Raw genomic sequence first — 15,274 nt, 5'->3', positions numbered from 1 at the left:
CTCTATTCCTCCCTACCCCCTCAGAGTTCCTTCGACCACCGTGCGCGCCCGGCCGGTGAGGCCGATCCGCCCCGGCCCGGCCACGGTGACCCGGACATAGCCGCCACGCGCCGACGCCTGGTAGCCGGTCAGTTCGGTCCGGCCGAGACGGTCGAACCAGTACGGGGCCAGCGCGCAGTGCGCCGAACCGGTCACCGAGTCCTCGGGGATGCCGCTGACCGGTGCGAAGAAGCGGGAGACGAAGTCGGCTTCGCGGCCGGGTGCGGTGAGGATCAGGCCGCGGACCGGCAGCGCGGCGAGTGCGGCCAGATCGGGCGCCGCCGCGCGAAGTTCCTCCTCCGTGCCCAGTTCGACCAGATAGTCCAATTCGGTGCGGTGCACGGACACCGGCGTGCTGCCCGCCAGCGCCTCGTCGAGCCCGCCGGTGAGTTCGGCGGTCCGAGCGGGCAGCGCGGGAAAGTCCAGTGTGACCCCGGTGTCGGTGACCTCCGCGCGCAGTTCGCCCGCCTTGGTGTGGAAGCGAATCGAGCCGCCATCGCGGCCGGTCTCGTGCAGCACGTGGGCGGTGGCCTGTGTTCCGTGTCCGCAGAGCGCGAGCTCGGCGGTCGCGGTCAGCCAGCGCAAGTCCCAGCCACCTTCGGCCGACGGGCAGGCGAACGCGGTGGCCGCCTGGTTCAGCTCGGCGCCCATCTCGCGCAGCCACGGCTCCGGCGCGGGTGCGTCGAGCAGCACCACCGCGGCCGGATTGCCGGTATGCGGCGCGTGCGCGAAGGCGTCGACGAGGTACAGCGGAACGGTCATCTCTTGATCGACGTTACGTCAGTCGTTCCGGCACGTCATAGGGTTTTCTTGGTCACGCCAGCGAGTCCGCCGGGTCGCCCCGGTGCAGCTCGGCATCGTCGTGGTCGAAGGTGCGTGCCGGGCCAGGACCGGTGCTGCGGGTCTCGAAACGCACGGTGACCCGGCCGAAACCGGCGCCCTGCACCCAACCGGACCCGAAGTGTTCATGGCGCACGTCGTCGCCGGGGCGCCAGCCGCTCGGCCGTGCCACCGGGGCAGGCTCCGGTGCGGCGGCGACCTCGGTGGTCTCCGGCTCGGGCGTGCCCAGCTGGAAGAGCGGCTCCTGGGAGATCTCCGCCAGCCCGCTGAACGCCACCCCGGCGAGCCGGACCGGGCCGAACTCCTGCGGGTCCGGCAGCAGCCGTTCGGCGATCGCGGTCAGCTGGTCCACGTCGGTACTCGGGAAGGCGGTGGTCTCCGATCTGCTGATCGTGTTCATGTCGGTGTGCCGGAGCTTGATCGACACCGTGCGGGCGCCCCGGCCGGCGCGGGTCAGCCTGGCGTGCGCGCCGTGCGCGATCCGGCGGACCTCGGTGCGCAGCCTGGTCAGGTCGGTCACGTCCACGTCGAAGGTGGTTTCCGCGCTGACCTGCTTCGCGTCCCCGCGTTCGGCCACCGGACGGTCGTCGGCGCCGGTGGCCAGCAGTCGGAGGTCCCGGCCGACCGCGCCACCGAGCAGCGAAGTGGCGTCCCGCTCACTTAGCGCGGCGAGCTGGCCCAGGGTGAGTACGCCGATCGTGCGGAGTTTCGCCTCGGCGACCGGGCCGACACCCCAGAGCGCTCGCACCGGCAGCTCGGCGAGGTACTCGCGTTCGGTGCCGTGCGGCACGACCACCAGCCCGTCCGGTTTGCCCTGGTCGGACGCGATCTTGGCGACCTGCTTGCCGGCCCCGGCGCCGATCGAGGCGGTCAGGCCGGTCTCGTTCCTGATCCTGGCCCGCAGCTTCTCGGCGAACGCGCGCACCTCGTCCTCACCGGCTCCGGCCAGGTCGGGCGGCTCGGCGAAGGCCTCGTCCAGGGAGATCCGCTCCAGCACCGGTGCGTGCTCCGCGACGATCTCGAACACCTGGCGGCTCATCAGCTCGTACAGCCGGAACCGCGGCGGGAGGATCACCGCGGTACCTGGCACCAGCCGCCGGGCCTGCGTCATCGGCATCGCCGAACGGGCGCCGTAGACCCTGGCCTGGTAGCTGGCGCCGGCCACCACCCCACGTGGCCCCGCGCCACCGACCAGCACCGGCCGCGTCCGCAGCGTCGGCCGGGTGAGCTGCTCGACCGAGGCGTAGAACGCGTCCATGTCCAGGTGCACGACCCATCGCCGTGGCACTGGTTCCGGACTCACAACGCTCATCAAAACACAGGGGCCCGACAGTTCCGGCCACTGTGGACGCACCGCGATCGAGTGACATATGCGGTTGCGCGAATGGATCCGTCGTAGCCTCGAATGGAGTAATCGACGACAGGAAGGGCCGAGATGACCACCGCACACGTTCAGCACCAGGGGCACGACCACGTGCACGGGGACGGCTGCGGGCATGTGGCCGTGCCGCACGGTGACCACGTGGACTACCTGCACGACGGGCACCTGCACACCGCGCACGACGGCCATTACGACGAATGCGAACCGGCCGGGCACAGCGCGCACGACGGCCACCAGCATGTGCACGGCGACGGTTGCGGCCATGTCGCGGTGCCGCACGGTGACCACGTCGACTACGTGCACGACGGCCACCGCCACGCCGCGCACGGCGACCACTACGACGAACACTGAGCATCGCAGCGAAGGCCACCTTGCCTGCGTTCAACGCAGGCAAGGTGGCCTTCGCTGCATCGTCGGTCAGGTGTCGCGGGGGAGGCCGAGCATGCGTTCGGCGATCACGTTGAGCTGCACCTCGGTGGTGCCGCCGTAGATCGTGGTCGCGCGCCCGGCCAGCAGCGCGTCCATCCACTTGTCGCTGGGCTGGCCAGGCACGCTGGTGACACCGGCGACGCCGAGATGGTCAACGCCGAACTCGGCGATCCACTGGCCGATCCGCATGCTCAGGAACTTGCCGACGCTGGACGTGGTGCTCACGTCGGCCCCGCTGAGCTGCTTGAGCACCACGCGCGAGCCGATCAGCTCGATCGACTGGCTTTCGCAGACCAGCTGACCGACCCGGTGCAGCGCGACGTCGCTCAGCTCGCGAGAACGGGCATACGCGAGCAGATCCTTGATCGACGCGTACAGCGCGATGCCCTGGCTGAGTGCGACCCGCTCGCCGGCGAGCGTGGTGCGGGCGACGTGCCAGCCTTCGTTGACGGCGCCGACCACGTTCTCGTCCGGGATGAACACCCCGTCCAGGAACACCTCGTTGAACAGTGCCGACCCGGTCAGTTCCTTGAGCGGCCGCACGGTGACGCCGGGGCTGTCCATCTCCAGCAGGAAGTACGTGATGCCGTCGTGCTTCGGCGCGGCGGGGTCGGTGCGGGCGATCAGGATCGCCCACTCGGAGAACTGCGCCAGCGAGGTCCAGATCTTCTGGCCGGTGATCAGCCAGCCGCCGTCCACCTTCTCCGCCTTGGTGCTCAGCGACGCCAGGTCGGAACCGGCGCCAGGCTCGCTGAACAGCTGGCACCACACCACCTCGCCGCGCAGGGTGGACGGCACGTGCTTCGCCTTCTGCTCCTCGGTGCCGTGCGCCACGATCGCCTGCACCGCCCAGCCACCCATGGCCAGCTCGGGCAGGGTGACCTCGGCGGTGCGCAGCTCCTGCGCGATGACCACCTGCTTCAGCGGCCCGGCGCCCTTGCCCCACGGCCGCGGCAGGTGCGGCTGCACCCAGCCCTCGTCGCCTAGCCGGACCAGCTGATCGTCCTGCGACAACGTGGCGATTTCGGCCAGTTCGGCGCGAATCCGCTCGCGCAGCGGTTCCGCCTCGGCGGGAAGCTCCAATGTGGACGACCGGGTGACGCCGTCCAGCGCCTGCCTGCCGACCCTGGCAACCCGCTCCTCGCCGCTGCCCAGCAGCCCCCGCAGGGAAAGCGCCCGCCGGTAGTAGACGTGCGCGTCGTGCTCCCAGGTGAAACCGATGCCGCCGAGCACCTGGATGCAGTCCTGCGCACAGCCGACCGCCGCGTCCGGCGCGACCACGGCCGCCACCGACGCGGCGAACCCGGCCGTGTCGTCCCCGGCGTCCAGCGCGGTCGCCGCGTCCCAAACCACCGCGCGGGCCTGCTCCAGCGCCACGCCCATCTGGGCGCACTTGTGCTTCACGCCTTGGAACTGGCCGATCGGGCGGCCGAACTGCACCCGGGTCTTGGCGTACTCGGCCGCGGTGGAGACGCACCAGGACGCGACCCCGACCGCCTCCGCGGCGAACAGCACCGCCGCGATCGCCCGGACCCTCGGCTCGGCAAGGTCGCCGAGCACACGCTCGGCCGGCACGGCCAGCTCGTCCACGACCACCTTCGCGGTGCCCCTGGTGACGTCCAGGCCGTCCTGTTCGGACACCTTCGCGTCCACCGCGTCCAGCACCACCCAGCTGATTTCGCCACCGGTCCGTACCGGCAGCAGCAGGATCTCGGCGAGGGTGCCGCCGAGCACCGAGCCGGTCTGCCCGGTCACCGTCAGCCCGGCCGCGGTCCTGGTGCCCCGCAACGGTTCGGACAGGCCGACCGCGGCCGTGGCGGAACCGTCGACGAGTTCCGGCAGCAGCTCGGCGCTGACCTTCGACTCGGCCGCGACGAGCAGTGCGGAGGCCAGCACGGTGGGCAGGAACGGCCCGGGATGTGCGGCGCGGCCGAGTGCCTCCAACGCCACCGCCAGCCCGAGCATGCCGGCGCCCTGGCCGCCGTGCACCTCCGGCACGTGCAGGCCGAGCAGGCCCTGGTCGGCCAGCGCGGACCAGAACGACGGCCTGGTCTCGATGGTGGCGTCCACTGCCGCGCGCAGCACCTGCGGGGTGATCTGGCGGTCGGTGAACCCGCGCACGGACTCGGCCAGCGCGAGGTGTTCTTCGCTCAGCCCCAGGCCGAGCTCGTAGGCGTTCTTGGCCACGTGTTTTCTCCCGGATCGGACGAGTTCTGGTGACACTATGTCTCAGATAAATGAGTGAGACAAGCTGTCACAGGAAGATTCGGGCGGATAGAGTGGCCCGCGTGCTAGACGCGGCGAAGGACACCACTGGAGCGGACGGGCGGGCCACGCGCTGGGATGCGCACAAGGCCCAGCGCCGGCTCGAGGTGCTCGACGCCGCGGTGGCCGCGATCGAGCAGGACGGCCCCGGCGTGGGCGTCAAGCAGATCGCTGAGCGGGTCGGCGTGCCGCGGCCGGTGGTGTACCGGCACTTCAAGGACCGAGAGGACCTCGACGAGCAGATCCGGCAGCGAGTGGTCGAGATGCTGATGGCCGAGCTCGCGCCCACGCTGGCCCCCGGCGGCACCACCAGCCAGACCATCCGGCGCGCGGTGGACACCTATCTCGGCTGGATCGAACGGCATCCCCGGCTGCATCACTTCCTCGGCGCCGGTTCGAACCGGGAACGCGGTACGGCTTCCCGGGTGGTCTCCGGCACCAAGACCGCGATCGCGATCCGGCTCACGGAACTGTTCGCGGATGCGTTGCGCCGGTTCGACCGGAACACCGCGTTCGCCGAGCCGCTGGCGTTCGGCCTGGTCGGCCTGGTCGACGCCACGGTGAACCGCTGGCTCGCCGATCCGGACAAGACGCTCACCTCGGCCCAGCTGGCCGACTTCCTGTCCGGTTCCGCCTGGTTCCTGATCGAGGGCAACCTCGCCGTGGTCGGCGTGCACGTCGATCCGGAGACCCCGCTGAGTGAGCTGCTCGGCGAGTAGCTGACCGTCGTTGCGCGCCGTGCGCCGCTCATGACACAGTTACCTGAGACAATGCGTATCAGGTAGATGAGGATCCGATGGCCACCTACTTAGTCACCGGTGCGACCACACTGCTCGGCAGGCTGCTCGTGGAACGGCTGCTGGCCAGGCCGGACTGCACCGGAGTCCAACTGCTGGTCCGCGCGCAGGCGGCGGCCCAGGTACGTGCGGAATGGGCATCCGACGCGCGGCTCTCGGTGCACGTCGGCGAACTGACCGAACCCGGCCTCGGTGCCGGCCTGGCCGCGCCCGACCACCTGGTCCAGTTGAGTTCACAGGGCACATCGAACGTGCTGGACTTCGCCGCCGACGTCCGCGCCGGACTGGTGCACCTGCTCGCTCCCGCGGCCGACGACGACCGGCTGGCCAGGGCGCAGCGGGCGGTGCCGGCCCGGGTCTACCGGCATTCGGTGCTGCTCGGCGACTCGCGGACCGGTGAACAGCGTGCCGGTCATCCGCTGCTGCCGGTGCTCTCCCGGCTTTCCCGGTTGCCGTCGCGGCTGCCGCTGCTCGGCGCCGACTTCGGCCAGACCAACGTGGTGCCGGTGGACTACGTGGCGGACGCGATCGCGTACCTGATGCACGAGAACGCGTCGCCGGGGACGACGTATCACCTGGCAGCGCCGGAACCGCAGCCGGTGAACGAGGTCTACAACACCTTCGCCGTCGCGGCCGGAGCACCACGGGTGGTGGCGACCGCGCCGAAGCCGGTGTCGCGCCGGATGGCCGCGCTGGCGGCAGGCGGCACCCGGCTGGTCGACCGCGTGCCCGGCCTGCGCGCGTCCCGGCGTGCGGTGCTCGAGGAACTCGGCCTTTCACGGGATGCGTTGGCGGTGCTGAAAACCTCGGTGCTCTCCGAGTCGGCGGCGACCAGGGACGCGCTGGCCGGCAGCGGGCTTTCCGTTCCGCCGCTGGACGACTATGCCGGGCGGCTCTACGAGTACTGGCGGGGCCGGCTCGATCCGGACCGGGCGCGTCGCGGCGGTCCGGGACTCACCGGGCGGACAGTGCTGATCACCGGGGCGTCCTCGGGCATCGGCAGGGAGACCGCGTTGCGGGTGGCACGCCGGGGCGGGATTCCGTTGCTGGTGGCCAGGCGCGCCGACCAGCTCGCCGCGGTCCGCGACGAGATCGTCGCGGCCGGAGGCACCGCGTCGGTGTACCCGTGTGACCTCACCGATGGCGACGCGGTGGACGCGGTGGTCAAGCAGGTGCTCGCCGAGCACGGTGCGGTGGACGTACTGGTGAACAACGCCGGCCGGTCCATCCGGCGGCCGGTGTTCGACGCGACCGACCGGCTGCACGACTACGAGCGCACCATGGCGGTGAACTACTTCGCCGCCGTTCGGCTGACTCTCGGACTACTGCCGGTGATGCGGGCACGCCGCCACGGGCACGTGGTGAACGTGACGACCCAGGGCATCCAGAACCACACCCCGCGGTTTTCCGCCTATCTCGCGTCCAAGGCCGCGTTGGAGGAGTTCGGTCTGGTCGCCGGTCGTGAGACGTTGTCCCACGGGATCACCTTCAGCTCGGTGAAACTTCCGTTGGTGAGCACCGAAATGACCGCACCCTCGGAGAAGTTCAACGCCTTCGGCGCGCTGCCGATGATGGATGTGAACCGGGCCGCCGGACTGGTGATGCGGGCGATCCTGCGCCGACCGGAGACGGTGAACCTGGTCTTCCCGGCCGGGGTGCCGGCGGTGCTCGCGTCCCTGTTCCTGCCGAAGACGACGCGCGCGCTCACCCACCTGGTCGCTTTCGAGGGCATGCCGGACGGAGCGTCCGGACGGGGGCGGCCGATGCCGAGAATGGCGGCCGCCGTCACCAGGATGCTGTGGCGATGAGGTGCGGTGGCGATGAGGGCCGGTCCGGGAACCCTGGGGGACGGTTCCCGGACCGGAGCTTCCCTGATCAGTAGCGGTAATGGTCGAGCTTATACGGCCCGTCCACGTCCACGCCGATGTACTCGGCCTGCCTCTTGGTCAGCTTGGTCAGCTTGACGCCGAGTGCGTCGAGGTGCAGCCGCGCGACCTTCTCGTCCAGGTGCTTGGGCAGCACGTAGACCTGCTTGTCGTACTCGCCCGGTTTGGTGAACAGCTCGATCTGGGCGATCGTCTGGTTGGTGAACGAGTTCGACATCACGAAGCTCGGGTGACCGGTGGCGTTGCCCAGGTTCAGCAGGCGGCCCTCGGAAAGCACGATGACCGCGTGCCCGTCCGGGAAGGTCCACTCGTGCACCTGCGGTTTGACCTCGATCTTCTTGATACCGGGGATTTTCGCCAGGCCGGCCATGTCGATCTCGTTGTCGAAGTGCCCCACGTTGCCGATGATGGCGTTGTGCTTCATCTTCGCGATCTGGTCGGCCATGATGATGTCGAAGTTGCCGGTGGTGGTGACGAAGATGTCGCCCCTGTCGATCACGTCGTTCAGGTCCACCACCTCCAGACCCTCCATGGAGGCCTGCAGCGCGCAGATCGGGTCGATCTCGGTGACCACCACACGCGCACCCTGGCCGCGCAGTGACTCCGCCGCACCCTTGCCGACGTCGCCGTAGCCGCAGATCACGGCCAGCTTGCCGGCGATCATCACGTCGGTGGCCCGGTTGATACCGTCCACAAGGGAGTGACGAATACCGTACTTGTTGTCGAACTTGGACTTGGTGACCGAGTCGTTCACGTTGATTGCCGGGAACAGCAGTTCGCCTTCCTTGGCGAGCTTGTACAGCCGCTTGACACCGTTGGTGGTCTCTTCGGTTACCCCGCGGATGTCCTTGGCGATGGTGGTGAACCGCTGCTTGTCCGTGGCGAAGCTGTCGGCCAGCGTCTTGAGCAGGACCTGGTACTCCTCCGGGTCCTCATCGGTCGGCTGCGGGACGGCACCGGCCGCCTCGAACTCGACTCCCTTGTGCACCAGCATGGTGGCGTCGCCGCCATCGTCGAGGATCATGTTCGGCGCCTTGCCGTCCGCGAAGTTGAACAGCTGGTCGGTGCACCACCAGTAGTCTTCGAGCGTCTCGCCCTTCCAGGCGAAAACCGGGGTGCCCGCCGGCTTGTCCGGAGTGCCGTCCTTGCCGACGACCACCGCGGCGGCGGCGTCGTCCTGGGTGGAGAAGATGTTGCAGGACACCCAGCGCACTTCGGCGCCGAGCGCCACCAGTGTCTCGATCAGTACCGCAGTTTGCACGGTCATGTGCAGCGAACCTGCGACGCGCGCTCCCTTGAGCGGTTGCGACGCGGCGTATTCCTTGCGGGTGGCCATCAGGCCGGGCATCTCGTGTTCGGCCAGGCGCATCTGGTGACGGCCGGACTCGGCCAGCGCCAGATCCGCGACGGCGAACTCGATGCCGTTCTTCGTCTGCAGCTTCGGGCTCATGGTTCCTTTCCCTCCAGGGCATGGCTGTTTTCGGGCCTGACCAGGGAGTACCGATGCGCGCATCGGCATATATTCGAAGCGATTGTTCAGCTGGTCGACTAACTTGCTGGTGCGCGCCGAGTGGGGGCGTTGATGTTCGCTGACAAGAAAAAGGCACCTCCTGTGGTAGGAGGCGCCCTTACTTGCGGTCTGGCGAGCCGAGCGTGGCGGACCTCGTCCGTCGCAGCGCCTCTCGACTCCTGACTATCAGGATGGCAAGAGTCCTGCTGGCTGTCAACGTGGCCTCGACGTGGGGTCGAGCTCTTCTTGAGCCGCGTCTCCGATGGGCTTCGGGAGGTTTGGTTTCGGTCCGGCTCCGGTCCGCCTTTGGACGCTACCTGCCTCAAGGGTGGGGTGGCGCTGGCAGTCGGTGAGTCACAATTCCTTGCAGGCAATGGGTTTTGCGTTTTTGTCGGGGGTGGTGTTTAGGGTTTGGGCATGGACAAAGACAAGGCTTGCGCATTATTGAAAGAGATTCGGGTTCTTCAGGAGGACAGGTGCCGGTCGGAGGCGGCACAGCTTCGGCTCATCGCCCAGTTGAATGAGCTTGGAGAAAGAACCAAAGGAGTACCCGCCGAGCTCGCCCTCGGCCTCGCCATCACCGAGAACGCGGCGGTCAAACAGATCGCGCTCGCCGAGGCGTTGGTGACCCGGTTGCCGAGCACGTTGGAAGCCATGGAATCCGGGACCATCGACACCTACAAAGCATCGAAAATCGTTGATGCGACAGTGGTGCTGACCGACGCGAAAGCCCGCGAGGTCGACCTGGTGATGGCAGGCCGCCTGGCAGGAAAGAACCCGCAGAGCTTGCGGCGGGCGGTGCGCCGGGTGGTGGCCCGGATCGACCCGGACGGGCATGCCACCCGTACCCGGCACCGTCGCCGCGACCGCAAAGTCACCCTGCTACCCCGAGGCGAGGGCATGAGCACCCTCATCCTCGACCTCCCCGCCGAACTGGGGGCCGCGATCTACACCCGCACCGACCGTGACGCCCACGCGCTCAACATCGCCGGCGAAACTCGAACCCTCGACCAGCTCCGCGCCGATGTCCTCACCGACCGGTGTCTGTGGGAACGCGGCACACGCCGCAACCTCCACGCCGAAGTCCACCTCTACGTCGACCTCACCACCCTCGCCGGGTTGAACAACAACCCGGCCGAACTCGCCGGTACCGGACCCATCCCCGCCTGGCTCGCCCGCGACATCGCCAACAACCCCGCCTCCACCTGGCACCGCATCGTCACCGACCCCACCACCGCTACCCCTATCGACGTCAGCCGCCGCACCTACCGATCACCCACCGCCCTCGACGGCCACATCCGCGTCCCCAACCCCGAATGCAACCATCCCGGCTGCTACCGACCCATCCAACTCGGCGACTCAACAGAAACCAACCCCCGCTACTACTGCAAACACCACAAGAAACTCAAAAACCACCCCAGCTGGACTTACACCCACAACCTTGACGGCACGCTCACCGTCACCACCCCAGCCAAAGCCGTCTACCGCAGCACACGAGGAGGTGACTAGCGCAGCCGTTTCGCGCAGGGCCTGATGATCCTGCCTTGGGTGGGTCGGGACATGGGCGCGCGCAGGCCGCCGGCCTCCGGTGGTGTCGGCTGCTCCGAAATATCAATGGTGGATGGGAATCGTAGGTGCGTTTCCAGGTCCTGGTTGCGTTTCCTTTTCCTCGGAATAGGAGATCGTGATGATCGCGTCGAAGTTGATCTGCGAGAGGTCAGCCTAGATTCGGGCCAGCGCCCGCGGCTCAGGTTCGTTCCCGTGCGCTGCCCGCGCGGCGCGGACGGGATCTGGGTAACCCGAGCGAACATCCGGACTAGTCTCGGGTGCCCCACGGGTGGGGGACGCCGACTCGTACATCGAGGTCCCACAGCACGCATTCTTCGCCGGGCCTGGCCGCAAAGGACCATGCCACGGCGGTCCGGTGCAACTTGTCCCGCATCGATCCTGCTCTCTGAACGTGGCTGGGCGGCTCGCTGCCTTGAGGATGGTGGTGCAGAAACTGGCCGTATGCTGCTCGGCAGAATGTTGCGTAGCGTGCAGTGCAGAGGATGAACCCGTGCCACGCCTCGTCCACGGCATGCGAGGGCATGCCGATGATCTGTTTGTCGAGCAGCGCCGCGCCGCAGCAGCACAGCCACTGTCGCAGTCCGGTGTCCACCAGTTCCCTCGGCTGGAACGGGCACGTCTTGTAGACGGCGGGCGGCAATTCGAGGGCATCCACGGCGTGCCGCACGCGCTCAAGCCGAGCTGAGAAACTTCGCGGCAGCGCACTGCTTCTCCCGCTCTCCCGAGCTAACCTATTCATGGGAACCTTCGCCAAGGGCCGAGGGGATGCGCTGATGACCGGGCTGGTCGTATGGCTTCTGATTATTTGCTTCGTTGTGTGGATCGTCAACCAGCGCGGTGACGCAGTGGGACGCCAACAGCGCGGAAGGATGTACCGCGACAATAACTGGTGGCAGTACCGCGAGGGCGATTCGTGGACGTACCACGGCGGCCGGTGGTGGTTGTGGCGCGACGGCCAGTGGTGGCCTGGTGGCAGTGGTGGTGTGGGTTTCGGGGACGGTGGAAGTTTTACGGACGGCGGCTTTGGCCACGGAGGTCACGGCGGTCAGGAGAGTCACGGGAGCCATGACGGCCATGGGGGTCATGGGGGTCATGGGGGTCATGGTGGCGACGGCGGGCATGACAGCGGCCACACGGAAGGATGCGGCGGTGGTTGCAGCAGCGGCAGTTCTGGAGACGGTTGTGGCGCAGGCGACCATTGAGCCCGCGGGCTAGCCCGGTGATCGTGCGTGACATGTCGGGTCCGACGCCACACACCCGAATACCGGCGGTTTGGCACGCAGCGCGCCAATGTCAGCTAGGCAATCCTCACCCCACGCGACCGCGATGGCTGGGTACAGAACGATCTTGCCCGGGCCGGCCCTAGTGACAACCAGCTGGCCAAGCCGCCAGCTCAGCGGTACGCAGCAGCAACATCCGCCCCAGCCGGCGACAAATGGTGCTCCTGAAGCTGCGACCGATACGACCGTCGACGAGTGGAGCCCCCGGCGGCTACCTGCGGGACGGAACTCGGGGTGACTCGATTTCTGTCGCGGGCCTGCGCCGGTCAGCGCGGCGCTCCATCGAACCCGATCTCGTTTCCATCGGGATCTACGTAGATGGCTTTTCGCACGCCATGCGAGTACGCCTCCCGCTTCGCCGGCTCCAGCCCTCGTTCAGCTATTTCAGCCACCAGGTTGTCGAAGTCATCAACGAAGATGGAGTGCAGGGCGTGGCCGGCTGGCGACGAACGACGGCAGCGAGCCGAGCAGCTTCTCGTACCAGGCGAGCGCCGCGGCGTAGTCATCGACGGATATCCCTGCGTACAGGTCGAGAGCCGTGTCGACCATGCCAGCGGGATCGGTCGTCCAGGGCTGTCGTACTAGGCCAGCTCGAAGTCGGTGGGAACCGGCTCGGCGAGCATTCGCCGGTGACGGGCCGGTGTCCACGGCCAGAGTTCGGGTACCCCGTCCGGCCCCAGGTACCAGCTGTCGCAGCCACTGGTCCAGATCGTGCCGGACATGGAGTCGCGCAGGTCGCTGTTGAACCGTTCGGTCGCCTCGGTGGTCGGCGCCACCCGGCGCACCCGGCCGGCGCTCAGCTCGTCCAGCCAGCGCAGCACGTAGTTCGCCTGGGTCTCCGCGATCGCGATCAGCGAATGGTTGCCGATCGGTGAGTGCGGGCCGATCAGGGTGAAGAAGTTCGGGAACCCGGGTACCGCGACCGTGCGGTAGGCCCGCGGACCGTCCCGCCAGGCCTGCTCCAGAGTCACGCCGTGCTCGCCGACCAGCTCCATCGGCCGCAGGAACGCGTGCGCGTCGAAGCCGGTGGCCAGCACCAGCACGTCCGCCTCCCGTACCCGGCCGTCGGCGGTACGCACGCCTTTCGGCTCCACCGCGACGATCTTGTCCGTGACCACCTGCACGTCACGGCGCCGCACGGCCGGGTAGAACGCGGTGGACATGATCAGCCGCTTGCACATCGGCTCGTCCGGCGGGGTGAGCTTCGCGCGCAACTCCTCGTCGCGCACCGTCGTCCGCAGGTAGGAACGGCACAGCGCGGACACCGCGTCCCGTTGCCAGCCGGGTTCGATCACCGCGTGCCCGAAGATCAGCTCCATGATCCGCTGGTAACCCAGGTAGCTCAGCTTGTTCAGCCCCGGTACCAGTTTCAGCGCGGCCCGCGAGACCGGCGAGTACGGCAGCCGGGGCATCGGCAGGATCCACTGCGCGGTGCGCTGGAACAGATACAGCGGCTTCGCCACCCCGGCCAGCGCGCCGGTGATCTGCACCCCGGTCGAACCGGTACCCACCACCGCCACGCGTTTCCCCTTCAGCGCAACGGAATGGTCCCAGCGGGCGGAGTGGAAAGCGGCGCCGTCGAAGGAGTCCAGGCCGGGGATGTCCGGCAGCTTCGGCTCGCGCAGGATGCCGGTCGCGGAGACCAGCACGTCCACCGAGTCGGTCCGGCCGTCCGTGCTGCGCAGCCGGTAACGTGCGCCGTCCCAGCGGGCGCTGGCCAACTCGGTATCGAACCGGATGTGCTCGCGCAGCCCGAGTTCGTCGGTGACCCGCACGAAGTAGCGTTCGATCTCCTCGCCGGAGGCGAAGTTGCGGGTCCAGTCGGCGTTGGGCGCGAACGAGTACGAGTAGAACCGCGAAGGCACATCGCAGCTGAGACCGGGATACGTGTTGTCGCGCCAGGTGCCGCCGACCTCGCTGGCCTTCTCGTAGACGACGAAGTCCCGGTAGCCGGCGCGGCGCAGGGTCGCCGCCATGCAGAGCCCGGACATGCCGGCGCCGATGATGCCGACTCGTGGCCGGTTCGCGGGCAGGGTCACATTTCCACGCTAGGAGCCCGACAGGCGGTGGACCATGATTCAATCGGACAGTCACCTGTTTATTTCGGACACGCTCGGAGGGCGGATGCCTGGCTGGGACTTTCCCCGTGGCCCGGTCGGCGCCCGGCTGCTGGTGCGCACCGGGCTGGCGCACGGCCTCACCGCCGGGCAGTGCCTCGCCGGGACCGGGCTCGCCCCCGCTGACGTGGCCGAACACGGCAGGCTCGAGGCCGGTCAGGAGCTGGGCATCGCGCGCAACCTGGTGCGGTGGCTCGGCAACGAGCCTGGCCTCGGTGTGCAGGCCGGTCGTGACTACACCCTCGAGGCGGTCGGGGTATGGGGGTTCGCCCTGCTGACCAGCCCCACCTGGGGTGACGCGGTCGAAGTCGGAGTGCGGTACTTCGAGCTGACCACCGCTTTCGTCCGTCCCGAGCTGGTCCGCGCGAACGGTGAGCTGGCGCTGGTGCTGCACGACGACGAACTGCCCGAAGACGTCCGCGAACTGCTGGTGGAGCGCGACCTGGCGGCCATCGCCGCGCTGGTCGCGGCGCTGGTGGATGGCCTGCCCGAGGTGCGGTTCGAAACCACGCTGGACGACATTCGCGCGGCGAAGCTGTCCGAACTGCTGCCGGGAGCCGAGTTCACCGGCCGCGGCGCACGGCACCTGATCGCCGGCGACCATGCCTTGCTGAGCACCCCGCTGCCGCAGGCCGACGAGCACACCTGGCGGAATTGCAAACGGGACTGCCAGGCCCTGCTGGACGGCCGCTCGGCCAGGACCGGCACCGCCGCGCGGGTGCGGTCCGAACTGCTCGCCCATCCGGCGCGGAGCGTGCGGATGGACCAGATCGCCGCCGGGCTGCACCTGGACGTGCGGACGCTGCGGCGCAGGCTCACCGCCGAAGGCACCTCGTTCCGTGCGCTGAAGGCGGAGATCCACGAGACGATGGCCATCGAGCTGCTCGGCACGGTCGGCCTCGGCGTCGGCCAGGTCGCGCAGCGCCTCGGTTACTCCGATCTGACCAGTTTCACGCACGCCTTCACCCGGTGGACCGGCCGTCCGCCGAGTTCCTATCGCACCGGCGGTCAAAAATGATCTCCTGCCAAGGAATTTCCCCTTTTCTTCGCGGTGCGAGAATTCGTGTCACTGAAAGATCTGCCGCCGAACGGGTGATGTTCGGAGCATGAGGCGGCGGTTGTCCAGGAGTCCGCCCATTCCCGCGGAATCGGCCCGTAGGG

The 15,274-nt window shown here is 68.4% G+C and carries 13 protein-coding genes; 6 read left to right on the top strand and 7 right to left on the bottom strand.

The genetic code is table 11. The features are described from left to right. Positions 1–12 precede the first annotated feature (12 nt). Together AMYNI_RS0105305 and AMYNI_RS0105300 are read right to left on the bottom strand one after the other, a co-directional pair. On the bottom strand, positions 13–801 hold the full coding sequence (locus tag AMYNI_RS0105305; protein ID WP_020666944.1) for a PhzF family phenazine biosynthesis protein: 789 nt from the start codon (positions 799–801) through the stop codon (positions 13–15). A gap of 52 nt (positions 802–853) precedes the next feature. Then, complete coding sequence (locus AMYNI_RS0105300; RefSeq protein ID WP_281170248.1) at positions 854–2,182, bottom strand: DNA polymerase IV; 1,329 nt, start codon at positions 2,180–2,182, stop codon at positions 854–856. Between the two features lie 132 nt (positions 2,183–2,314). Between AMYNI_RS0105300 and AMYNI_RS0105295 the strand changes: the two genes are divergently transcribed. Continuing rightward, positions 2,315–2,611: a hypothetical protein gene (locus AMYNI_RS0105295; protein ID WP_020666942.1), complete on the top strand. Its 297-nt coding sequence runs from the start codon at positions 2,315–2,317 to the stop codon at positions 2,609–2,611. A 66-nt stretch (positions 2,612–2,677) separates the two neighbouring features. Here the strand turns inward: AMYNI_RS0105295 and AMYNI_RS0105290 are convergent, their stop codons facing one another. After that, complete coding sequence (locus AMYNI_RS0105290) at positions 2,678–4,876, bottom strand: acyl-CoA dehydrogenase family protein (protein WP_020666941.1); 2,199 nt, start codon at positions 4,874–4,876, stop codon at positions 2,678–2,680. A gap of 101 nt (positions 4,877–4,977) precedes the next feature. Here AMYNI_RS0105290 and AMYNI_RS0105285 point away from each other — a divergent pair, with 101 nt between their 5' ends. Together AMYNI_RS0105285 and AMYNI_RS0105280 are read left to right on the top strand one after the other, a co-directional pair. Next, positions 4,978–5,673 (top strand): TetR/AcrR family transcriptional regulator, encoded by a 696-nt coding sequence (locus tag AMYNI_RS0105285; RefSeq protein WP_026360079.1) that lies wholly within the window; start codon positions 4,978–4,980, stop codon positions 5,671–5,673. A gap of 77 nt (positions 5,674–5,750) precedes the next feature. Next, a complete protein-coding gene (locus tag AMYNI_RS0105280; RefSeq protein ID WP_020666939.1) occupies positions 5,751–7,559 on the top strand; it encodes an SDR family NAD(P)-dependent oxidoreductase in 1,809 nt (602 codons plus the stop codon). Positions 7,560–7,626: 67 nt separating this feature from the next. Here the strand turns inward: AMYNI_RS0105280 and ahcY are convergent, their stop codons facing one another. Continuing rightward, positions 7,627–9,087 (bottom strand): adenosylhomocysteinase, encoded by a 1,461-nt coding sequence (ahcY, locus tag AMYNI_RS0105275; RefSeq protein ID WP_020666938.1) that lies wholly within the window; start codon positions 9,085–9,087, stop codon positions 7,627–7,629. A 477-nt stretch (positions 9,088–9,564) separates the two neighbouring features. Between ahcY and AMYNI_RS0105270 the strand changes: the two genes are divergently transcribed. Beyond that, on the top strand, positions 9,565–10,656 hold the full coding sequence (locus AMYNI_RS0105270) for a DUF222 domain-containing protein (protein WP_084628288.1): 1,092 nt from the start codon (positions 9,565–9,567) through the stop codon (positions 10,654–10,656). A gap of 550 nt (positions 10,657–11,206) precedes the next feature. Then, the gene (locus AMYNI_RS48840) at positions 11,207–11,401 is read left to right on the top strand and encodes a hypothetical protein (protein ID WP_157357258.1); all 195 of its coding nucleotides are present in this window, start codon (positions 11,207–11,209) and stop codon (positions 11,399–11,401) included. A 46-nt stretch (positions 11,402–11,447) separates the two neighbouring features. Here the strand turns inward: AMYNI_RS48840 and AMYNI_RS48835 are convergent, their stop codons facing one another. The 3 genes from AMYNI_RS48835 to AMYNI_RS0105255 form a co-directional block, all read right to left on the bottom strand. After that, on the bottom strand, positions 11,448–11,810 hold the full coding sequence (locus tag AMYNI_RS48835) for a hypothetical protein (RefSeq protein WP_157357257.1): 363 nt from the start codon (positions 11,808–11,810) through the stop codon (positions 11,448–11,450). 594 nt (positions 11,811–12,404) lie between these two features. Then, a complete protein-coding gene (locus AMYNI_RS50665) occupies positions 12,405–12,545 on the bottom strand; it encodes a hypothetical protein (protein WP_020666935.1) in 141 nt (46 codons plus the stop codon). 32 nt (positions 12,546–12,577) lie between these two features. Then, a complete protein-coding gene (locus tag AMYNI_RS0105255; protein ID WP_020666934.1) occupies positions 12,578–14,035 on the bottom strand; it encodes a flavin-containing monooxygenase in 1,458 nt (485 codons plus the stop codon). An 85-nt stretch (positions 14,036–14,120) separates the two neighbouring features. Between AMYNI_RS0105255 and AMYNI_RS0105250 the strand changes: the two genes are divergently transcribed. Beyond that, entirely contained in the window at positions 14,121–15,131 is a 1,011-nt protein-coding gene (locus AMYNI_RS0105250) for an AraC family transcriptional regulator (RefSeq protein WP_020666933.1), read from the top strand. Positions 15,132–15,274: the final 143 nt, after the last annotated feature.

This window comes from Amycolatopsis nigrescens CSC17Ta-90 (assembly GCF_000384315.1).
GTDB classification, from domain to species: Bacteria; Actinomycetota; Actinomycetes; order Mycobacteriales; family Pseudonocardiaceae; genus Amycolatopsis; species Amycolatopsis nigrescens.
The sequence above is the reverse complement of the archived record's forward strand: the minus strand, read 5'-3'. Positions and strand labels throughout refer to the sequence as shown.